Below are 20,283 nucleotides of genomic sequence, written 5' to 3' on the forward strand. Positions count from 1 at the left end.
TAAGTTTTTCCCTTTCGATGTGAATTTATTCCGTCGTTCTCGCGGAACTACCGTTCACCGGCGTTCGCGCCGAACCACGTACCGAGCGTGAGCCCGTAGACGACGTGGCCCACGTGAAAGACGAACCGTTCGTCGGGTTCGAGGTTCAGGTCGAGCACGCGCTCCATGAGGACCGAGACGCCGAACGCCGACAGCAACAGTCCGTAGAGCAGACCGAGCAGCGTGGCTCGCCTCTCGCTCACGCTCTCCGGTTCGCCCTCCCGGGCGGCGACGAGCGCCCCGAACAGGGCCCCGCCGCCGATTCCGTACGCCAGGTGGAGGACGCCCGCGGGAACGAGGTGATCGCCGGGCTCGCCGCCGGCGACGTACTTCGCCCAGAACCAGGCGGGCGGCGGCGGCGAGCGCGAGATCGGCACCCTGAAACACGACATGACCGCCGTCGCGATCCCGCCCGCGACCATCCCGATCACGAGTCCCCGAACACGTCGCCCCTCGAGGAGTGCGGTGACCGACCGCCTGAACCGCTCCCGAGGTCCCGCGTCCGATTCGCCGGTCAGCGTCCTGCGTAAAATCATGGCTTCGGTACACCCGAAAACGGGCTTCGACGCAGACGTCGATAAGTCTTTGCCGGGACGACGCGATGTCGTTCGGTTACGTCCGGACCGTCGCACGCACTTTTGTACGACAGTCCCGGACGTGGGGGCGGACGCCGCTCGGAGAGCAGACCGGTGAAAGACATGAACACGCCGCAGTTCGAACAGGTCCGGAATCACCCCTCGCGGCGGCCACAGCCGGTCCCGCCGATCTACCAGCCGGAGGTGGCCGCCCGGGCGGTCACGTGGGCGGTCGACCACGACCGCGACGAACTGTGGGTCGGGCGGTCGACCGTCGAGTCGATCGTCGCCAACCGCCTGTTCCCCCGTCGACTGGATCGGATGCTCGCCCACGACGCCTGGGACGCGCAGATGACCGACGAGCCGTCGGACGCGGACCGCCCCGACAACCTGTTCGAGCCGGTCGAGGCCGACTTCGGAGCGCACGGCCGGTTCGACGACCGGGCGCGGGGGACGAGTCGCACGCTGTGGGCGACGACCCACCGCGCGCTCGTCGCCGCCGTCGGCACCGCGGCGGCGTCGGTGCTCGCGCTGTTCGCGTGGCTGCTCCTCGACTGGGGACGGCGGATCCCGGTAGAGCGAGCGCGCCGGCGAACGGCCCGTTCGGGCACCGGTCATACGCGCCCCGCGATCGCCGGCAGCAACACTAAGCCGCGGTTGGCGCTAGCGGCGACGATGTCCGACGATCGATCCGGCGAGAGCACGCAGACGACGGACCACGACACGATCAGGGAGTGGGCCGAGGAGCGAGACGCCCGGCCCGCGAGCGTCGAGGGGACCGGCGGCGACGGCGACCCCGGCGTCCTCCGGTTCGACTTCGAGGAGGGAGCGGACGGGCAGGACGAGTCGCTCGAACCGATCTCCTGGGACGAGTTCTTCGAGACGTTCGAGGAGAACGACCTGGCGATGGTTTACCAGGAGACGACGAACGAGGGCGAGACGAGCCGCTTCTTCAAGTTCGTCGACCGCGGGTAGGACGGCCCGTCGGCCCGTCGACGAGTTCCCGGAACACGTCGAGGTAGGCGTCGACCTGCCCCTCGACCGTGAACGACCGTTCCACCTTCCGTCGGCCGGCCGCGCCGTAGGCCGCCGCGAGGTCGGGGTCGTCGAGCAGGCGGGAGAGCGCGGCCGCGAGGCGGTCCACGTCGCGCGGATCGACCACGAGTCCGTCGCGCTCGTGCTCGACGAGTTCCCGCGCCCCGCCGAACCGCGTCGTGACGACCGGCGTGGCACCCGCGAACGCCTCCAGGTTGACCGTCGGGAACGGATCGAGGTGGACCGACGGGGTGGCGACGACGGTCGCCGCGTCGAAGGCGGTTCGAAGCCCCTCGCGCGCGAGCCAGCCCGTCGAGACGATGCGGTCGCCCGCCGCCTCCGCGACCTCCCGCATCCGGTCGACGTACGCGGAGTCGCCGGTCACGAGGAGCGCGGGCGGGTCGTCGAGGTCGAGGCGGGCGAACGCCGCCGCGAGGTGGCGACCGCCCTTGTTGTACCCCGTCCGGCCGCCGAACAGCACCACCGGCGACGAGCCGAGGTCGTGCCTCCCGCGGAACGCTTCGGCGTCCCCCGTCTCCCGGTCGAACGGCTCGACGTCGACGCCGTTGTGGATCACCTCGTCGCAGGGGACGCCGTTGGCGCGGAGCGCCCGGCGGAGTTCGCGGCTGACGGCGACGCCGACGTCGACGCACCGGTCCATACAGCGGCGGTTTCGGCGGTTGCGAAGCGGGAAGTACCCGAGCCGCTGGCGCTTCAACTGGTACCAGGGGTCGACCCGGTAGGCCGCGGCCGAGATCCGCCCCTCGCCGACCGGGACGTCCTCGACGAAGTGCGTCAGTTCGCCGTAGGAGACGGTGCCAGCGTCGTGGAACGTCTTGACGACCGGGATCGACCGCCGCGCGGCCGCTCGAAGGCACCCATTCGACAGCCAGTGGACGTTGTGGGCGTGCACGACGTCCGGCGCGAGGCGGTCGAGGAGGCGGCGACACGGTCCGACCGCGAACGGGTTGTGGACGGTCAGGTAGGGGAGAAGCCGATCGGGGTGGGGGCTGTACGTCCGGTACACCGTCACGCCCTCCCTCGCGCTTCGACCGACGTCGTCGCGGTCCGCCACCGTCGCGAGCGCGGACACGTCGTGTCCCCGTCGCGCGTACCCCCTCGCGAGTTGCGCGGCGATGGTCTGCGCGCCGCCGCGGTCCCACGGCGGGTAGCCGTCCGAGAGGACGAGGACGCGCATCAGCGGTACCCGAGGTCCTCCAGCCGCCGCTCGACGTCGCTCGGGATCGACCCGTCGGCCGACTCCCGCCGCGGCGGGACGGCGTCGTCGAGCGTCGCCGCCAGCGTCTCGCGGATCGCCTGGGGGAGGTTCCCCTCGTCGACGGCGACCTCGCGGTTCGCCGCCCAGTCGATCCTCGCCGCGCGCCGCTCGCCGCCCACCCTATCGAGCTTCCACTCGCCGGCGATGGCCGTCGCGCGCGGGCGCAACAGGCGGTCCGTCGGGAGGTGATCGGGGGGGTGGGAGGCGACGACGCCGGCGTACTCCGCGAGCGCGGCGTCGCGCGTATACGCCGCGTCGCGATCGAGCAGCGACCGCGACGGGCGGTACTCGAGTTCGGCGAGCGCGCGGACGGTGTCGGCGACGTAGTTCGTCTGGACGAGGTCGTCCCGGTCGTCGCCGTCGAACTCGCCGGGATAGCGGAGCACGAGCGGCACGCGGAGCAGCGGGAGCCGAACCGACGTCTGGTGGTCGAGGAGCGTCCGCCCGGCGACCGCCTCGCCGAGGTGCTCGCCGTGGTCGCCCGTGAGGACGACCAGCGTCTCCTCGGCGTGGCCGTGTCGGTCGAGGCTCTCCAGGACGCGCCCGACGACCGAGTCGGCGTAGGCGACCTCGTCGGCGTATCGCGCCCGGAGGAATCGGATCTCCGCCTCCGTGAGCGTGCGCTCCCCCAGCCGTATCTCCCAGAGGTCGTCCATCAGCACCCGGACGTACTCGCGTTCCTCCTCGTCGGTCGCGCACCCCGGCGGCCGGACGTCGGAGGCGAACTCGGGCGGAACGTAGAACGGCAGGTGGGGGTCCATCAGGTGGACGTAGGCGAAGAACGGGCGGTCGTCGTCCGCGAACGAGGCGAAGCAGTCGTCGGCGACGGTGGCGGCTCGTTCGCTCGCGCGCACGTCGTCGGCCCAGACGTCGCCCGTCGCCTCCGAGACCTTGAACGCGGCGGCGTTCGCCAGGCTCCGGAGCGGCGACGAGGACGACAGCGACCGCCGGATCGCGGTCGCGTACCACTCGATCCCCCGCGAGACGCCCTCGGTGAGGTCGCGGACGTCGCGCCCGCCGTCGAAGCGGCGGTGCTGGGGCCCGGTGAACTCCTCGACCCGGTCGAACCCTCGCCCCTGCGGGAGCCAGTCGCCGATCCAGGTCGTCGGGGAGAGGTGGACGCAGCGGTAGCCCGCCGCCGCGAGCTGGTGGACGACGGTTCGCTCCCCCCGCATCGCGAAGCCCCGCGAGGTCGCGCCGTGCTCGTGCGGGTAGTCGCCCGTCAGGACGCTCGTCACGCTCGGGAGCGTCCACGGGGCGGCGCTCACGGCGCGCTCGAAGACCGTCCCCTCCCGACCCAGCGCCTCGAACGCCGGCGTCCAGTCCACGCCGGGCGCGTAGGGCGACGTGTAGTCGGCCCGGCACGCGTCGACCACGAGGAGGAGGACGTTGGGTCGCGACCCGTCTGCCGGCGCGTCCGCGCCCCCCGTCGAACCGGTGGGCCCGGTCATCCGAACACCGCCGTCACAGGTTCTCCCGGGACACCAGGTGGAGGTCGTCCCGCTCGTCCTCGGCCAGCGACTCGGGGTAGACGAGCGCGAGCCCCTTCCCGTCGAACTCCTCGAAGAACTCGTTCCACGACAGTTCCTTCACGTCGTCGTCGCCGATCGTGGACCCCCCGTCCCGAAAGCCGATGCACAGCAGTCCCCGGTCGCCCTGTCCCTCCGACCCGCGACGGTGGGCGGGGTACCCGTCGTACTCCTCGATCACGTCCCGCACCAGCGCGCGCTCGGTCGTCGCGGTGCGCTCGGTCGATCCGCCTTCCGCGTGCTCGTCGTCACTCATCGTTCGCGTTCGTTGTTCTGGCGAGTCGGCCTTAGTCGCTACGTAAGGGTACCTGACTGTACCGTTTCGAAGGACGACCTCCCGACGGTGAGCGCCCGCCGTCCACCGCCCGTCCACCGCCGTCCACCGCCCGTCGCCCGACCGTCGTCGCCGGTCGTGCTCGTCCTCACCGCCGCCATCGCCGCCATCGCCGCCGTCGCTGCCATCGCCGCCATCGCCGCCATTGCCGGCGTCGCTGCCGCGCTTTCTTCGCCGTCACACTCCCCGGTCGTCACCCGTCCCGTTACAGTGATACGCCTGTAACAGTCCGCGGTCGGTGGAAGTCGGCCCGGGCGACGGATCGGGAGAGGGGAGGCCTCCTCTCCCGACGATCGTCGCCCGACCATTCATTAGCCCCCGTCTCGTCACGGACCGTACGGCCGGATCCGTCACGGACCGCGCACCGGGGACGACGTCAGTCGGCCCCCCGCGTCGTCCCCCCAACGCGCCGACGGCGGCTCCGGAGCACGTCCATCATGAGTTACGAACGAACCACCGAGGACGACGGCGAGCGGGCCAGCGGCGTCGATCACGACGACCTCGAGGAACTCCTCGGCGACCGCGTCGTCGGCCGCGAATCGCACGTCAACGCGGAGGCGTTCGTCGTCAGACCGGACGAGGTACAGGCGGTGCTGTTCGCGCTCCGCGACGAGGCCGGCTTCGACCACCTGTCGTGTCTCACCGCCCAGGAGTACGAGGATCGCTTCGAGAGCATCTACCACCTGAAGAAGTTCGCCGACCCGACCCAGGAGGTGAGCGTGGTGGTGCCGGTGCCGACGGACGACCCCGCGAGCGAGACGGCGGTACCCGTCTACGAGACGGCCAACTGGCACGAGCGGGAGGCCTACGACCTCCTCGGTATCGAGTACGAGGGCCACCCCGATCTCCGGCGGATCCTGCTCCCGGAGACCTGGCAGGGTCATCCCCTTCGACTCGACTACGACATCGAGCAGCCCCAGATCGTCGCCCTCCGCGAGCACGCCAACCTGCTCCAGTCGGAGACGCGAACGGGGGACCCCGACACGCTCTTTCTCAACGTCGGCCCGCACCACCCGGCGACCCACGGGGTGTTGCACCTGAAGACGACGCTCGACGGCGAACAGGTCGCCGACGTCGATCCCGACATCGGCTACCTCCACCGCTGTGAGGAACAGATGTGCCAGCAGGGCACCTACCGCCACCAGATCATCCCGTACTCGGACCGCTGGGACTACACGGCGAACCTCCCGAACGAGTGGGCCGTCGCCCGCGCCATCGAGGACCTCGCGGAGATCGAGGTGCCGGAGTACGCGCAGGTCCTCCGGACGATGTCGACCGAACTCGCCCGCATGCTGGGGCACTTCCTCGCGGTGGGGACGTTCGCGCTCGACGTCTACGGCGACTTCACCGCCATCTTCCAGTACGCGTTCCGCGACCGCGAACTCGTCCAGAGCATCCTCGAGGACCTCACCGGCCAGCGGATGATGTTCTACTACTTCCGCCTCGGCGGGGTCTGCTGGGACCTGCCGGAACCCCGTGAGGAATTCGTCGACAAGACCCGCGACTTCCTCGACCGGATCCCCCCGAATATGGAGGAGTACTTCGACCTCCTGACGAACAACGAGATCTTCCAGATACGAACCGTCGACACCGGCGTCCTCGAACCGGACGTGGCGAAGGACTACGGCTGTACGGGGCCGGTCGCGCGCGGATCCGGCGTCGACTACGACCTGCGGCGGGACGACCCCTACGGGTACTACCCCGACCTCGACTGGAACGTCGTCGTCGAAGACGGCTGTGACAACTTCGCGCGCGTCCTCGTCCGCCTCCGCGAGGTCGAAGAGTCCGCGAAGATCGTCGAACAGTGTCTCGACCTGCTCGAGGACTGGCCGGAAGACGATCGCGAGATCCAGAGCAACGTCCCCCGCACCCTCAAACCCGACACCGACCGGGAGATCTACCGCGCCGTCGAGATCGCGAAGGGCGAACTCGGCGTCTACATCCGGTCGGACGGGACCAACAGCCCCGCCCGCTTCAAGATCCGAAGCCCCTGTTTCCACAACCTCTCCGCCCTCCCGGAGATGGCCGTGGGGGAGTACATCCCCGACCTGATCGCCTCGCTCGGCAGCCTCGACATCGTCCTCGGGAGCGTCGATCGGTAGGCGGGTGCTCCCACCGTCCGCCCCGGGCTCGGACGAACGTCGCACCGCCGTCCGGTACCGGACGCGAAGATTCCCGCCGGGCCATCTGTCCCCCTCGTCGGTCTCAATCCGGTCGACGATATACTCCGCCCGATCTCTCTCGACGCGGCTGACCAAATACTTTAGGAAGTGACACGAGTAGTCGGAGGTGCGATGGACCTATTCCAGCAACAATCTGGCCGATCGAGCCAGATGGCCGAAGAGGAGATGAGGATGGCGGAGGAGGCCAGCACGGACCCCGCGCTGCTCGCGGCGGCCGCGTCGGTCCTGTTCGCGTGGTACCAGTTCTACCTGCGCGGGAACAAGGCAGGCGGCCTGTTCGTCGGTCTGTGGCCGCCGACCATCCTGGCCTTCGCGAGCTACTACAAACAGTCGAACATGTCGGACCGGATGGATCGGATGCGGCGGATGATGTGAGGACGCCACACCGCTTCTTTTCGAGTCCCGGCTCCGATCGGGTCGCCGTCCGCGTCGAACACGGATAAGGCGGCCGCATTTGCAGGGTGAGGGTACAGCCGCGAGGCGCGCCACCGAACGGTATGAAACGGGAGTTTACCTACCGGTGTCTCGCGTGCGATCACCACGTGACGGCGACCCGGCGTCCGGGCGACTGCCCGCACTGTGGCGGCGACCTCGTCAACGAGACGCTGGACCGCTGGCGGCTGCAGTACACCGACTGACGGTGACGGAAATGCGAATACTGCAGGCGGTCCAGGCCCTCCCGCCGGACACCTACGGCGGCTCCGAACTCTACACCGAACGCCTCGCCGAGGCGTTCGCCGCGCGGGGCCACGAGGTCGGCGTCGCCACCCCCCGAGGGGCCGGGGCCGACCTCGACGGGGTCGACGTGTACGACCTCCCGGAACGCGACGCCCCCGGCGTTCAGGACGACCGCGGCGTGCCGCTCGGTCCGGTCGCCCCGGACGTGGACGCCCGCTTCGACGACCTCCTCGCGGCGGTCGACCCCGACGTGGTCCACCTGCAGCACCTCAAGGGGCTCTCGGCGACGATCCCGTCGCTGTGCGCCGCGCGCGGCGTCACGTGCCTCCTGACGCTGCACGACTTCTGGACGCTCTGTCACCGCGAACAGCTCTACCGACCCGACGGGTCGCGATGCGTGGGTCCCGAATCGACGGCGAAGTGCACGGACTGTTACCTCGCGGATCGGCCGTTCTCGCGGATCGACTCGGCGGACGAGTCGGCGGATCCGGGCGAGAGACGGGCGGACGGCGGCGCGCTCCCCGTCGGCGAGTCGTCCCCGTCCTCCCGGCGCGACGGTTCCGGGGACGCCCCCCGCGAGTTCTACGCCGACGCCGTGGCCGCGCGCCAGCGCGCCCTGGGCCGGTCGATCGAGGCGGTCGATCGACTGATCTCGCCGTCGGCGTTCCTGCGCGAGCGCTTCGTCGCCTTCGGCGTCCCGCCGGCGCACGTCGTACGGCGGCGCAACGGTATTCCCGTCGACCGCTTCGCGGACACCGGCTTCGACGGACCCCCGGTGCGGATCGGGTACGCCGGACGTATCGCGCCCGAGAAGGGGGTCCACCTCCTGCTGGCGGCGTTCTCCCGGCTGACGGGGGACGCGACGCTCGAGGTGTTCGGCCGGTTCGACCCGGAGGGCGACGACTACCACGCGCGGCTGGCCGCCGCCGCCGGCGACGACGTGTCCTTCCACGGCTGGTACGACGATCCGGCCGCGCCCTACCGGGCGGTGGACGTCTTCGTCCTCCCGTCGGTCTGGTACGAGAACAGCCCGCTCGTGATCCAGGAGGCCCACGCGTCGGGCGTGCCGGTCGTCACCGCCGACGTGGGCGGGATGGCGGAACTCGTCACCGACGGCGTCGACGGGGTGACGTTCGCCGTCGGCGACGCGGACGCGCTCGCCGACGCGCTGGCCCCGCTCGTCGCCGATCCCGGCCGCGTCGAACGCCTCCGTGCCGGCGTACGCGAACCGAAGCGACTCGCCGATCACGCCGACGACCTCCTGACGGTCTACGCGGACTGTCTGGCGGACGGCTGAGGCGCGTCGGGCGACGCCGACGCGCTCGCCGACGGCCGCGCCCGGGATCCGACCGTCCCGCTCAGGACTCGATCTTCTCGGCGATCTCCTGCGCCCGGTCCTTCGCCTCGTCCTCGCCGTCGACCTCGTCGACCGGAACGAGGACGCTCTGGATCTCCCAGTCGTCGTCGCCGCCCTCCTTCTCGTGACCGGTGCGGACCTCGCTCCCCTCGACGACGGAGCCGGCGGCGTTCTCCGCCCAGTCCGGCGTTCGGATCGTGTCGAACTCGTCGGGGTCGCGGAACCGAACGTGGTAGTAGTCGTCTCCCTTCTCGACCTCCTCGACGGATGGCGTGTCGGCCATGTCTCCCCGTGGGTGCGCCAGGACGGAAAAGGGTCCGCAGGCGATCGCAAGGGCGATCGGCGCTCCGCGTTCCGCTCGCGTCGAACGCTACGAGAGCGCGTCGTCGAGCACCTCGCGCACCTCGCGCCGGAACCGCTCGCGGCCGAAGCGTCGCTCCACGGACGCCGGGTCCGGACGGAGGTCCGCCCGGAGGTCCGGCGAGGAGAGGACGCGGTCGATCGTCTCGATCGCGTCCTCGACGGTGTGGTAGGTGAGGTGCGCCCGCCGGTCGACGATGTCGCGCTGTCCGCCGTTGTCGGGGACGAACGGGAGCGCGCCGCCGGCGACGAGTTCGGCGACGGCCATCCCGAAGTGCTCGTGGCGCTTCGCGTGGAGCCCGTAGCGGTGCGTGCACACGAGTTCGACGAGCCGTTCGCGCGGGAGTTCCCCCTCGATCGAGACGTGCGGCCGGTCGGCGGCGAGGGAGGCGAGGCGCTCGCGGTACCCCTCGTCGTACGCCGGGCCGACGAGGTGGAGGTGCACGTCGTGGCCCCGCTCGCGCACCCCGTCGACGACGGCGATGACGTCCTCCAGGTTCTTGTAGGGGGCGAGCCGACCGATCGTCACGAACCCCTCCTCGCGCTCCTCCCACGGGCGCGGGTCGAACCCGTGCGTGTCGACCGGCGGGTGGACCACCTCGGGGCGCGCGCCGTAGGCGTCCTGCACGACGTCCGCCATCCACGAGGAGTTGGTGAGGAGGCGACTCCCCCTGATGGTCTCGGCGTCGTACCCGCCCACTCGGTAGGAGAGGCGGTCGTAGGCGTGGTCGACGAAGCTGTCCTCGCCGACGCGCTTCGAGACGACGAGCCGCGCGAACCGGGGCGTGTGGACGTACTGGACGAGCGGGCCGGGGACGCTCAGCTCGTTGTCCGTGCCGACGGTGGCGTCGAACCGCCCCGCGTGACGGGCGACGAACCGGTTGAGGAGGGCGTTCCGGAGGTTGTACAGCGTGACGCCGGTCGCGTCCTCGAGCGCGTCGAGTACTCGCTTCGAGCGGCGCGGTCGGCGGACGGCGACGTCCGCCACGTCGGTCCGGTAGTACTCGTTCAACTCGTCGAAGTCGGGGCGGGTCACGGTGAACAGCGTCACGTCGTGGTTCGAGAGGGCCTCGAGGACGTTCATGCACACCGCCTCGCCGCCCCCCTTCGCCGTCAGGTCGACGTGCGCGACTGCTATCCGTGCCATGGTCTGATCGACGGATCGCCGCGTGGCGATCCTCGCCGACGGTGCGTCGGCGGACGGGTTAAGCGACGGGTCTGCCCTCGCAGGGCGCGCAAATGCAGACGTGACGGAGATGCGGCCGGCCCCCCAACGGAACGCGATGGCGAACCGACCCACCGTCTCGGTCGTCGTTCCGACGTACTACCGCAACGACCGGCTCCGTGAGGCGATCGACGGCGCGCTCGCCCAGCGAGCGCCGGTCGAGGTGATCGTCGTCGACGGGTCGGGCGAGGCCCACGCGCGCCCGGTCGTCGAGGCGTTCGACGGGACCGGGGAAGGTGACGGAGGGGAGATCGAGTACGTCGCCCAGGCGCGCGACGAGGGTCCGCACGCCGCCCGGAGCCTCGGCGCGGAACGCGCGACCGGCGAGTACGTCCAGTTTCTCGACGACGACGACCGCCTCCTCCCGGGCAAGTTCGAGGCGCAGCTCCCCCTGCTCGAGGCCGACGAGGCGGTCGGCGTCGTCTACTCCGGCCTGCGCGACGAGGAGTGGGGCGTCGTCGATCCGATCCCGGACGTCCGCGGCGACGTGCTCGAACACGCGCTCCGGCTCCGGACGTTCCCCTGCGTCCCGTCGACGATGCTCGTCGATCGGGCGGTGGTCGACGACCTCCTCCCGTTCGAGCACCGCCACGGGGCCGACGACTCGGGGATGAAGATCGAACTCGCGCGGCGGACGCGGTTCGACTACGTCGACCGACCGCTGGTCGAACGCGGTAAGCCCGACGGGACGCTCTCCTCCTCGTGGGCGCACGTCGACGGACGGCGGTACCTCGTCCGCCGCTACGCCGACCTCTACGATCGGTACCCCGACGAGGTCCGGCGGACGGCGGTCCGACAGACCCACTACCGCGCGGGGAACAAGCACCTCGAGGAGTCGGCGTGGTCGCCGAGCGCGCCCGTCGAGTTCGCGCGGGCGGCCTACCACACGCCCGAACGGCGGGGGCGGTACGCCGCGACGGCGGTCGCCTCGGTGTTCGGCCGCCCCGGGATCGACGCCGCCGATCGGCTGGGGATCGCGCCGTGAGGCCGGAATTCGGCCCGTGGCCGGGGCGCACGTCGGCGGCGCTCTCGCGGGCGACGGCGGGCGTCCGACTCGCCGGCGGGGAACTCCGCGACGTCGTCCCGGACGGGGTGAAGGTCGTCCCGGACGGGGCGATCGACCGCGCGGCGGGGATCTGGACCGCCCTGGGGAACCGCCGGCGCGAGCGCCGGGCGGATCGGCGGTTCGCCGCCAGGGAGCGCCCCGAGCGCGAGCCGGCTCCCGACGCCCCGCAGCACGTGGTCTGCGTCGTCGTGGACGCGCTCCGGGCGGACGCCCTCGACGGGGACGGCACTCCGTTCCTCTCCGGGCTCTCCGGCGGCGACGCGATCTCGACCTCGACGTGGACGTTCCCCGCGATCGCCTCGCTCATGAGCGGTCGGTACCCGCACGACCACGGGGCGATGCGTCGCTCGGACTCGTTCGCCGACTCCGTCGAGGACGTCACCGGCCTTCCCGAGCCGATCCCCGACGACGAGCCGCTCCTGTCGGACGCGCTCGCGGGTGCCGGCTACCGGACCTACGGGGCGTTCGGGTTCGTCGTGCCCTTTCTCGCCCTCCGCGGGCGGTTCGAGACGCACGCGCTCTACGAGGACGCCCCCGCGGCGCGACTCCTCGCAGATCACGCCGCGTGGCTGGCCGACCACCGCGAGGAGCGGACGTTCTCGTACCTCCACCTCGCCGACTGTCACGAGCCGGTCGATCCGCCGGCGGGCTACTGGGAGGCCCACGGGGTGGCCGACCTCCCCGGAATACGCGGCTGGCGGCACGAGGACGTCGTCGAGCCCACGCCGACGGTCGAGCGGTTCCGACGACACCGTCGCCGGCTCTACGACGCGGCGGTGGAGTACGTCGACAACCGCCTGAGCGCCCACCACAACCGCGTGAGCGACCTCGCGGGCGGAGACGTCGCCCTCGCGGTCGTCGGCGACCACGGCGAGGGGTTCTGGGAGCGCGCGGCGTTCCACGCCGAGCACTTCGCCGATCCGCGCCCCGCCCACTGCGTCGGTCACGGCGGCGCTCCCTACGAGGCGGTCGTCCGCGTCCCGGTTCGGACGGCGGGTCTCGGCGTCGCGCGCGCCGACGCCGACGGGTGTGGAAACGAGAGGGAGCGGCTCACGTCGCTCCTCGACGCCGCGCCGACGATCGCCGAGGTCGTCGGCGTCGATCTCCCCGACGCCCCCGACGCCGTCCCGCTCGGCCGATCGATCCCGGACGAGCGGGTGGTCCTCGTCGAGGGGGTCCGCTACGGCTACGAGAAGAAGGCCGCGTACGTGCGGGGTGGGGAGCAGACGTGGAAGCGCCTCGTCTCGCGCGGGGACGACGTGGACACGACGATCGAACTCCCGGGGGCGGTTCACCGCCCGCCGCCGGAGGCGATCGGGCGACGGCTCCGCGACGCCCTCCCGTCGTGGCCGGGCGAGAACCGGACCCGACCCGGACGGACCGACGGCGAACTCTCCTCCGACCTCGAACGCCGACTCGACCGCCTCGGGTATCGGTGACCCGGGCCGTCCGTCAGGCCGGCGTTCGCTATCGACTATCGTCGGTCGTCGGAGGAAGAGAAGTCGACGCGGGGAGACGTCCTCAGGCCCCGACGACGCCGGCCGCGTCGGGCGCGACGACGCCCAGGAGCGCGAGCACGTAGACGATAATCAGCGACGCCAGCCACGCGATGAGCGCGATGCCGGCGGCGCTCAGCCAGCCGCCGGGGTACCGCCAGTTGATGACGCCGAGGTACGCGACGAGCGCGAGCAGCGGACCGAGCAGCGGGACCCAGCCGAACAGGAAGGCGACGATCGCCCAGACGGCGGACGCGACGAGCGCCGTAATGACGGCGTAGGTGAAGTCCGCCGCGCCGGTGATGACGCGCGCGCCGACGTAGATGCCGGCCGCGCCGACGATCAGGCCGATCAGGAACACGATGATCGTATCGACGAGTGCCATATCGAAAGACAGGACGTCTAGCCTCCTCAGCACGTTGCTTTCTCATTCAGGGTGGCCCGGAACGTGCGTCGCGCTCCACGACTTTCGGCGGCGAGCGCCGGACCGTCTCGATACACCTCGACGTGGAGGGACCGCTTCGCCTCGTGAACCTCCTCGAGAAGCGCGGGTACGACGTCGACGGGAAAACGGTCGAACTCGAACTCGAGCCCTACGGCGTACGCTGGTTCCGCGTCGGCGACGTCCAGGCATCGGAGAAGGGTGCGACGCCCCGCTCGGACGGCTGATCGAGGTACCTACAGTCGCCGTTACAGCGATATCGCCGTCTCGGCGGCTCCGTTCGGCGGTCCACCGCGGCGGTCAGTCCCGGGGCGATCGTCTCGGGAGGTCCTCGACGGCCGGCCCGTCCAGGACGCTCCCGTCGGGATCGAAGCGGGAGCCGTGACAGGGGCAGTCCCAGGTCTTCTCCGCGTCGTTCCAGTCGACGATGCAGTCCATGTGGGTGCAGACGGCGGAGACGGTGTGGAGTTCGCCCCCCTCGTCGCGGTACTGGCCGACCGGCCGTCCGTCGTGACGGACCACCCGGGCCTCGCCGGGGGCCGGCGTCGCCGCGTCGGCGCGCAACCCGTCGGTCCACCCCGTGACGAACTCCTTCGCCACGTGCGCGTTCTCCTTCAGTGCGGTGCGGACCGCGGAGAAGGAGAACCGCGTCGGGTCGTACACCGTCCGGTAGGGGTTCGGTCGGCCGAGCGCCATGTCGGCCAGGAGCCTCCCCGCGGCGGTGCCGTTGGTCATCCCCCAGCCGCCGAACCCGGTCCCGACGAGGATCCCGTCGCTCGTCGGGCCGGCGCGACCGACGAACGGGATCCGGTCGGGCGTCGAGTAGTCCTGCGTCGACCAGCGGTAGGGGATCTCCTCGACGTCGAACCGCTTCCGGGCGTAACGTTCGAGGCGCTCGTAGCGCTCCGGGGCGTCTCCGTGTCCCGTCTTGTGCGCCTCGCCCCCGACGAGGACGAGGTCCTCCTGGCCCGCGACGTGCGTGCGGAGCGACCGCATCGGCTCGCCCGGCTTGTAGTACAGCCCCTCCGTCGGGACGTCGCTCGCCCGCACCGCCAGCACGTAGGACCGTTCGGGGTAGAGCCGCGCGAAGAACAGCCGCCGATCGAGGATCGGAAAGTGCGTCGCGACGACGACCGTCTCCGCCGCCACCGTCCCGCGGTCGGTCACGACGCGGTTGAGCCGACCGCGCTCGATCTCCAGGGCCTTCGTCCGCTCGAAGACGTGGCTCCCCGCCTCGTCGATCGACGCCGCGAGCGCGAGCAGGTACTCCCGGGGGTGGAACCGCGCCTGGTCGTCGACCCGGATCGCGGCCTCCACGTCGAACGGCAGCGGCGTGTCCTCGACGAAACTCGCCGGGAGGCCGAGCGCCGTCGCGGCGTCGACCTCGGCGGCGATCGCGTCGCGCCGGTCGGGCGAGTCAGTGTACGTGTACGCCGGCGTCCGCCCGAAGTCGCACTCGATCTCCCGCCGTTCGACCGTCTCGGCGATATGCTCGATGGCCCGCTGGTTCGCCTCGGCGTACTGGCGGGCCAGCCCGTCGCCGACCGTGGACCTGAGCCGGTCGTAGATCAGCCCGTGCTGGGCCGTGACCTTCGCCGTCGTCCGCCCGGTGACCCCCTCGACGACGTGGCCCGACTCGACGACGGCCACCTCCTCGCCGGCGTCGGCGAGTTCGGCCGCCGCGGTCAGCCCGGTGATCCCGCCGCCGACGACGGCGACGTCGACGCGCCGATCGGCGGAGAGCGGATCGTACGACGTCTCGGGCGTCGTGTCGATCCAGACCGATTCGGTCGGCGTCGGTGCGGTACCGTCTCCGGCGGATTCGTCATCACTCATGCGTATCGACCCGAGGCCTGCGCCCCCGGTGAGGTGATCGTGATTGACCCGACCGCCGGATACGTGTTCGGCTGGCGAATCCGACGGCGGAACAGCGAGCGCGGCGACGGAGTCCGCGACGAGGGTGGTGAGGTGCGGCCGGGGTCGAGCGCGGTCGGGGTCGAGAGTCGTCAGGGCCGAGTGCGGTCGGATCGAGGGCGGTGGTGAGGTGAGGTGAGGTGGGGTGAGGTGAGGTGGGGCGACGGGGCGTGAGCCGCCGGGTCGACATATGCAGGTCGAAGGATCAGGTCGGCGGTGGCGGTAGCCGTGGTGTATGGCCGAGTACGATTTCGAGGGGAGGGTAGCGTTCGTCACCGGTGCGGCGAGGGGGCAGGGTCGCTCACACGCCCTCCGCTACGCCGAGAACGGCGCGGACGTGGTCGTCACCGACGTCTGCGAGACGGACGAGGACTCGACGTACGAGCTGTCGGGCCGCGAGCAACTGGAGGAGACGGTCGGCCTCGTCGAGGAGCGGGGGCAGGACGCGATCGGCGTGAAGGTGGACGTCTCGGACGAGGCGGCGGTCGAACGCGCGGTCGGGGAGGCCCTCGACGCGTTCGGCCGGATCGACATCCTCGCGAACAACGCCGGCGTGGCACCCGTCTCCGGCCTGCTCGACCTCGACGAGCGGACCTGGGACTACACGCTCGACGTGAACCTGAAGGGGATGTGGCTCACCGCGAAGCACGTCGGGCGACACATGGTCGAACGCGGCGAGGGGGGACGCATCGTCAACACCTCCTCTACGGCCGGTCTCGCCGCCTCGCCGGGCCTCGGCCACTACACGGCCGCGAAACACGGCGTCGTCGGGCTGACCAAGACGCTCGCGGTGGAACTCGCCCCGCACGACGTCACGGTCAACGCCGTCTGTCCGACCGCCGTGGACACGGAGATGACCAGCGGCATCGTCGAGACGATCGACGACGAGATCGCCGCCATCGCCGAACAGTCGGGACCGGACAACCTCTTCTCGGACATCCTCCAACCGGAGGACGTCAGCGCGGCGTTCATGTGGCTGTCGAGCGACGACGCCCGCTTCGTCACCGGCACCGCGATCCCGGTGGCGGCGGGCGCGACCGCCCTCTGAACGGGATCCCGAGCGGACCACGGCCCCGCCTCGTTGGAACGCCGGCCCGACGTGCGAGCCGAGCCGACCGAACTGGCCGTGCCGATGCACGCGACACACACGGCGCACGCGGCGCACCGACCGTGAGATCGCAGACCCAACTCTCTTGAACCACCTTGTCGTTCGGTGACACGATGTCGTCACGTACCGAAGACGCGACCCGGGGGACGCTGCTGAGCGGCGCGGGAGGGCGTGCGGGCGGCCTCCCCGTCGGGAAGTGGGCACGGATCGCGATGCGCGAGGTGGTGAAGGAGGCGATAAAGGACGCGGTCGTCGAGGGGATCGAGGAGGCCGACCGGCGCGCGGCGGCCGATCGCGCGGAATCGCGGAAGCGGTCGAAGAACGCGCGCGGCCGGCGTCGGTCGGCGTCGGGAGAGCACGACCGCCGGTCCGGGAAGGGCGGACTCCTGCTCAAGTCGATGCTGGTCGTCGGCCTCGTCGCCCTCGCGCTCGGGCGGCGGGAGCGACTCCGATCGGCGGCGACGGACGCGCGCGAGCGAATCGCCGGCTCGACGGGACCGGACGGCGAGGACGGCGACCGAGGGGATCGCCCGGGGGCGACCGGCGACGATCGGGCCGACCGGCGCGCCGGACGCGACCGATCCGAGCACGTCGAGGGGGAGGCCTCGGGCGGCGTCGACGAGCGCGAACCCGACGAAGGAGGCGAAGCGGACGACGACGAGGCGGACGCCGAGTCACCGGAGCAGGAGGCGACCGACTGACGGCCGTCGAGGTCGGCGTCGGGCGGTCGACCCCGCCGCGCCACGGCCGCGGATCCGTCGCTCGCGAGTCGCCGGTCGTCGAGGTCCGTGAAACCGCGCCGAACCCTGCCTGTCGAAACACCGGGGTTGATAATCCGACGGAACGAAGGATCGGGCTATGAGTGGATTCGGAGAGACGCCGCCCGAGGAGGACGAAGACGAGGTAACCCAGCTCTCCTTCGGCCAGACGCTCTACACGGAGAGCGGAACGCCGGTCGGGGAGGTTCGAAGCATCGAGGAGGGGGGCGTGTTCGTCACCGTCCGGGAGGGCGTGGAGGCGCTCACGGTCGAACACGCCCGCTCGGGGCACGAGTTCGGCGAGGCGGAACTCGTCTGGCGCTGTACGGAGTGCGGGGAGATGGGTGAGATAGACGACGGACTCCCCGAGGAGTGCCCGAACTGCGGCGCGCCGAAGGAGGACCTGATGTACTGGACCGAGGACTGAGACGGACTGCCGTAACTGCGTACCGCTTCGACCGCCCGCTTCCGTGCGGTCGCTACGTAACTGACGTACTGCAGTCGGTGCGAGGCGATCTGTCGGGACCGCCGAGGAAGAGCGACCGGTCTCCGCGGGCGGTCAGCCGTACATCGCGGTCACCGAGTCGATCTCGTCCGCCACCGAGATCCGCCGGTTGACCTCGCGCATTCCGGCGCGGACCGTCGCGTAGTCGAGCACGATACCATCGTTCGGGTCGGACGAACGACGCGACGATTTTCCGACGCCGTCCTCCGCTCCGCTCGTCCGCTCCGTGCGATCCGTTCCGTCGTTTCCTCGGTACATTCGTGCGTCCTCGTCTGATCGGTCAGTTACCGGATCCGAGTCTGCCGTTCGTCCGTCCTCGGGGGACCGTTCGTCCGGGGCGTTCACTGGCGCTTCTCGCGCGTGTCGGCCCCGACACGGACCTTCGTCTCGCAGTTCGGACAGACGCGCGGGTTCCGCGCGTCGCCGGGCGCGAACACCCTGACGTACCGCCTCGATACGAACGAATCGCAGTTCTCACACTGAGGCATGTACCCACCTGGGGCGGTCGTCGCATACGTTCCGTGCTTGCACTCGCTCGGCGTTTCCATCGGCGCTCGAACGATTCGCCGTACCGAACGAGTACCGTCGTCTCGGGGTAACGAGCCGCCGCGTCGCCCGTCGGGGCGAGCGGGGTGACCTTTCGGGACGTACCGCCCCGGTAGAGGCGCGAGTAATTAGTGGATGCCCTTCATTACTGCCGAATAGACGAAAACCTGGCTATTCACGACGATCTGAATACGTGCCGGTCACTCGAACGTCGCCGTCGACATCGGCGATCGACGCGTTCGGTTTCGCCGGGCGGAAACGGTGTGACTGGCCGTGAACGGTGGGTATACACGACCACGACGGCAGTGCGGCGCGTCGGCCGACGTCGCCCCCGCGATCGCGACCGGCGTCCGCCACCTCACGATAGCACCGTCTCTCGGAACCTAAAAATATCTGATATAGTGTAGAAAGTGATATGAACGCCGAGAAATCCGTCTTCGGGGTGGAGTCTACCGTGCCCGACGGAACACTAGTCCTCGAACGAACTTCAAAATTAGATGAATGTAACGAAAACGGGCTGCTTTGCACAAAGTTCATGTCCCGGTATCCTCATTCAATTCGTAAATTCCATGTTTGCGACCATGGTTGTAACCGACAATGCCATCTCGAAAACCATCCCGGTCCTCTCGCGCCCGTAACGACTCGTCGGGGGCACTCTCCGACTACGGCACGATGGCCGTAGTCGGCGGTGCCACGATCGTCATCCTGATCGCCGTCTCCGCGTTCGTCGTGTGGGGTCTCCCGCCGCTTATGGGCGGTGAGGGGGACGCCACCGGCACGAACGGAACGAACGGTACGAACGCCTCCAACGGGTCGACCGGCGTCGTCGGCGCGACGCCGTCGAACGACACGTCGGGGAACGCGACCGACGCGCCGTCGGCCCCCGTCAATCGCTCGACGCCCAACGAGACGGCGGGCGGTAATCGGACCGAGACGCCGGCGGAGACGCCGACGCCCTCGGAGCCGAAGGACTGGCACACGCTCGTCGTCGACGGGCAGAGTTCGTCGACCGCCGAGTACAGCGTCACCGTCTCCGGACGGCTGGAGCCCGTCCGCGGTGGGACGGGGAACGACCAGCTGAGCGCGGACGGCCGGACGCTGGAGGGGCGGGTCACGGACGGGTACGACTCGTACCGATTCACGGGCGACCTGAAACAGCTCCAGGTGTCCGGGACGGCCCTGGTGAAGGTCGACGGTCGCGTCGTCCTCAGTTCGGGCGGCGCGACCGACCAGCGCCCCGGCGACGGCTCCGACGCGGATCGGGGCGGCGCGTACGCGGTCCGCGTCAAGGGCGGCGCGCAGGGGACCGGGCCGCTCGTCACGGTCGACGGGGAGCGACACGTGGTCGAGCCGGGGGAGACCTTCCGGATCCCGGCGGGAGCCGAGCGCGTCGAGGTCGTCTCGATGGAGTACCTCTCGCCGAAGACCGTCCAGTTCCTCGAGAACGGGAACGTCGTCGCCGAGCAGCGACTCGACGACACCGAACTGCAGATGGTCTGGACGCGCGGCGGTGGCGGCGACGACGCTCGACTGCCCGGCCCGGTCGAGATCTCGGCGACCGGCCCCGGCACGCAGTCGGGGGACCCGGTCCTCCACTCGACCGCGTACTACGGGACGAGCGACGGCGTGCTGCGAGTGAGCACGAACTCCGACGACGTCTACGGGCGACCCCAGAAGGTCACCGCGGAGGTCGGATACCACGCCGGTCCTCCCGACGAGGAGGTCACCCTCACGATCCGGAGCGGCGATATGGTCGAGCGCGTCACCGAGGTCCCGGCGGACGGGACGGTCGAGGTCACGCTGAGCGCCTGAGCCCTCGCCCTCGCCGCCGGGCGGGTTAGTTCCCCCTGATCC

23 protein-coding genes are annotated in these 20,283 nt (G+C 70.6%); 12 read left to right on the forward strand and 11 right to left on the reverse strand.

Going from position 1 to position 20,283, the window contains the following annotated elements:
- Positions 1-47: 47 nt before the first annotated feature.
- Positions 48-575, reverse strand: coding sequence for a hypothetical protein (locus NKI68_RS20260; RefSeq protein WP_254546561.1), 528 nt, complete (start codon positions 573-575; stop codon positions 48-50).
- Positions 576-737: 162 nt separating this feature from the next.
- Here NKI68_RS20260 and NKI68_RS20265 point away from each other — a divergent pair, with 162 nt between their 5' ends.
- Positions 738-1,589 (forward strand): SDR family oxidoreductase, encoded by an 852-nt coding sequence (locus NKI68_RS20265; protein ID WP_254546562.1) that lies wholly within the window; start codon positions 738-740, stop codon positions 1,587-1,589.
- On the opposite strand, the gene NKI68_RS20270 is transcribed toward NKI68_RS20265, so the two are convergent.
- The 4 genes from NKI68_RS20270 to NKI68_RS20285 are packed head-to-tail and all read right to left on the reverse strand — an operon-like array spanning position 1,567 to position 4,988.
- Entirely contained in the window at positions 1,567-2,847 is a 1,281-nt protein-coding gene (locus tag NKI68_RS20270; protein WP_254546563.1) for a glycosyltransferase family 4 protein, read from the reverse strand. The two genes, NKI68_RS20265 and NKI68_RS20270, sit on opposite strands and share 23 nt — an antisense overlap.
- The gene (locus NKI68_RS20275; RefSeq protein ID WP_254546564.1) at positions 2,847-4,379 is read right to left on the reverse strand and encodes a sulfatase-like hydrolase/transferase; all 1,533 of its coding nucleotides are present in this window, start codon (positions 4,377-4,379) and stop codon (positions 2,847-2,849) included. The genes NKI68_RS20270 and NKI68_RS20275 overlap by 1 nt, the downstream gene beginning before the upstream one ends.
- Positions 4,380-4,392: 13 nt before the next feature.
- On the reverse strand, positions 4,393-4,713 hold the full coding sequence (locus tag NKI68_RS20280; RefSeq protein WP_254546565.1) for a hypothetical protein: 321 nt from the start codon (positions 4,711-4,713) through the stop codon (positions 4,393-4,395).
- A 38-nt stretch (positions 4,714-4,751) separates the two neighbouring features.
- Positions 4,752-4,988: a hypothetical protein gene (locus NKI68_RS20285; RefSeq protein ID WP_254546566.1), complete on the reverse strand. Its 237-nt coding sequence runs from the start codon at positions 4,986-4,988 to the stop codon at positions 4,752-4,754.
- A 240-nt stretch (positions 4,989-5,228) separates the two neighbouring features.
- Between NKI68_RS20285 and NKI68_RS20290 the strand changes: the two genes are divergently transcribed.
- The 4 genes from NKI68_RS20290 to NKI68_RS20305 all read left to right on the forward strand — a co-directional run bounded on the left by NKI68_RS20290 (position 5,229) and on the right by NKI68_RS20305 (position 8,949).
- Positions 5,229-6,893 (forward strand): NADH-quinone oxidoreductase subunit D, encoded by a 1,665-nt coding sequence (locus NKI68_RS20290; RefSeq protein WP_254546567.1) that lies wholly within the window; start codon positions 5,229-5,231, stop codon positions 6,891-6,893.
- A gap of 231 nt (positions 6,894-7,124) precedes the next feature.
- Complete coding sequence (locus NKI68_RS20295; RefSeq protein ID WP_254546568.1) at positions 7,125-7,349, forward strand: hypothetical protein; 225 nt, start codon at positions 7,125-7,127, stop codon at positions 7,347-7,349.
- A 122-nt stretch (positions 7,350-7,471) separates the two neighbouring features.
- On the forward strand, positions 7,472-7,612 hold the full coding sequence (locus tag NKI68_RS20300; RefSeq protein WP_254546569.1) for a rubrerythrin-like domain-containing protein: 141 nt from the start codon (positions 7,472-7,474) through the stop codon (positions 7,610-7,612).
- A gap of 11 nt (positions 7,613-7,623) precedes the next feature.
- A complete protein-coding gene (locus NKI68_RS20305; protein WP_254546570.1) occupies positions 7,624-8,949 on the forward strand; it encodes a glycosyltransferase in 1,326 nt (441 codons plus the stop codon).
- Positions 8,950-9,010: 61 nt separating this feature from the next.
- On the opposite strand, the gene NKI68_RS20310 is transcribed toward NKI68_RS20305, so the two are convergent.
- Positions 9,011-9,292 carry a hypothetical protein gene (locus NKI68_RS20310; protein ID WP_254546571.1) on the reverse strand — a complete coding sequence of 94 codons (282 nt, stop codon included), beginning with the start codon at positions 9,290-9,292 and terminating at the stop codon, positions 9,011-9,013.
- Positions 9,293-9,379: 87 nt separating this feature from the next.
- Positions 9,380-10,516, reverse strand: a complete 1,137-nt coding sequence (locus NKI68_RS20315; RefSeq protein WP_254546572.1) for a glycosyltransferase family 4 protein — start codon at positions 10,514-10,516, stop codon at positions 9,380-9,382.
- A gap of 136 nt (positions 10,517-10,652) precedes the next feature.
- On the opposite strand from NKI68_RS20315, the gene NKI68_RS20320 reads away from it, so the two are divergent.
- A complete protein-coding gene (locus NKI68_RS20320) occupies positions 10,653-11,579 on the forward strand; it encodes a glycosyltransferase family 2 protein (RefSeq protein ID WP_254546573.1) in 927 nt (308 codons plus the stop codon).
- Entirely contained in the window at positions 11,576-13,099 is a 1,524-nt protein-coding gene (locus tag NKI68_RS20325) for a sulfatase-like hydrolase/transferase (protein ID WP_254546574.1), read from the forward strand. The genes NKI68_RS20320 and NKI68_RS20325 overlap by 4 nt, the downstream gene beginning before the upstream one ends.
- Before the next feature lie 82 nt (positions 13,100-13,181).
- Here the strand turns inward: NKI68_RS20325 and NKI68_RS20330 are convergent, their stop codons facing one another.
- Positions 13,182-13,541, reverse strand: coding sequence for a hypothetical protein (locus NKI68_RS20330; RefSeq protein WP_254546575.1), 360 nt, complete (start codon positions 13,539-13,541; stop codon positions 13,182-13,184).
- Here NKI68_RS20330 and NKI68_RS23995 point away from each other — a divergent pair.
- A complete protein-coding gene (locus NKI68_RS23995; protein WP_438267816.1) occupies positions 13,535-13,825 on the forward strand; it encodes a hypothetical protein in 291 nt (96 codons plus the stop codon). The two genes, NKI68_RS20330 and NKI68_RS23995, sit on opposite strands and share 7 nt — an antisense overlap.
- A gap of 73 nt (positions 13,826-13,898) precedes the next feature.
- Here NKI68_RS23995 and NKI68_RS20340 read toward each other — a convergent pair whose 3' ends face one another.
- On the reverse strand, positions 13,899-15,434 hold the full coding sequence (locus tag NKI68_RS20340; protein ID WP_254546577.1) for an FAD-dependent oxidoreductase: 1,536 nt from the start codon (positions 15,432-15,434) through the stop codon (positions 13,899-13,901).
- A 313-nt stretch (positions 15,435-15,747) separates the two neighbouring features.
- On the opposite strand from NKI68_RS20340, the gene NKI68_RS20345 reads away from it, so the two are divergent.
- The 3 genes from NKI68_RS20345 to NKI68_RS20355 all read left to right on the forward strand — a co-directional run bounded on the left by NKI68_RS20345 (position 15,748) and on the right by NKI68_RS20355 (position 17,805).
- The gene (locus tag NKI68_RS20345) at positions 15,748-16,560 is read left to right on the forward strand and encodes a mycofactocin-coupled SDR family oxidoreductase (protein WP_254546578.1); all 813 of its coding nucleotides are present in this window, start codon (positions 15,748-15,750) and stop codon (positions 16,558-16,560) included.
- Positions 16,561-16,733: 173 nt separating this feature from the next.
- The gene (locus NKI68_RS20350) at positions 16,734-17,321 is read left to right on the forward strand and encodes a hypothetical protein (protein WP_254546579.1); all 588 of its coding nucleotides are present in this window, start codon (positions 16,734-16,736) and stop codon (positions 17,319-17,321) included.
- 157 nt (positions 17,322-17,478) lie between these two features.
- Positions 17,479-17,805: a DUF7130 family rubredoxin-like protein gene (locus tag NKI68_RS20355; protein ID WP_254546580.1), complete on the forward strand. Its 327-nt coding sequence runs from the start codon at positions 17,479-17,481 to the stop codon at positions 17,803-17,805.
- Between the two features lie 132 nt (positions 17,806-17,937).
- On the opposite strand, the gene NKI68_RS20360 is transcribed toward NKI68_RS20355, so the two are convergent.
- Complete coding sequence (locus NKI68_RS20360; protein ID WP_254546581.1) at positions 17,938-18,141, reverse strand: hypothetical protein; 204 nt, start codon at positions 18,139-18,141, stop codon at positions 17,938-17,940.
- A gap of 83 nt (positions 18,142-18,224) precedes the next feature.
- Positions 18,225-18,371 (reverse strand): DUF7563 family protein, encoded by a 147-nt coding sequence (locus NKI68_RS20365; RefSeq protein ID WP_254546582.1) that lies wholly within the window; start codon positions 18,369-18,371, stop codon positions 18,225-18,227.
- 730 nt (positions 18,372-19,101) lie between these two features.
- On the opposite strand from NKI68_RS20365, the gene NKI68_RS20370 reads away from it, so the two are divergent.
- Positions 19,102-20,241, forward strand: coding sequence for a cupin domain-containing protein (locus NKI68_RS20370; RefSeq protein WP_254546583.1), 1,140 nt, complete (start codon positions 19,102-19,104; stop codon positions 20,239-20,241).
- Positions 20,242-20,283: the final 42 nt, after the last annotated feature.

The sequence above is a fragment of the Halomarina pelagica genome (genome assembly GCF_024228315.1).
GTDB classification, from domain to species: Archaea; Halobacteriota; Halobacteria; order Halobacteriales; family Haloarculaceae; genus Halomarina; species Halomarina pelagica.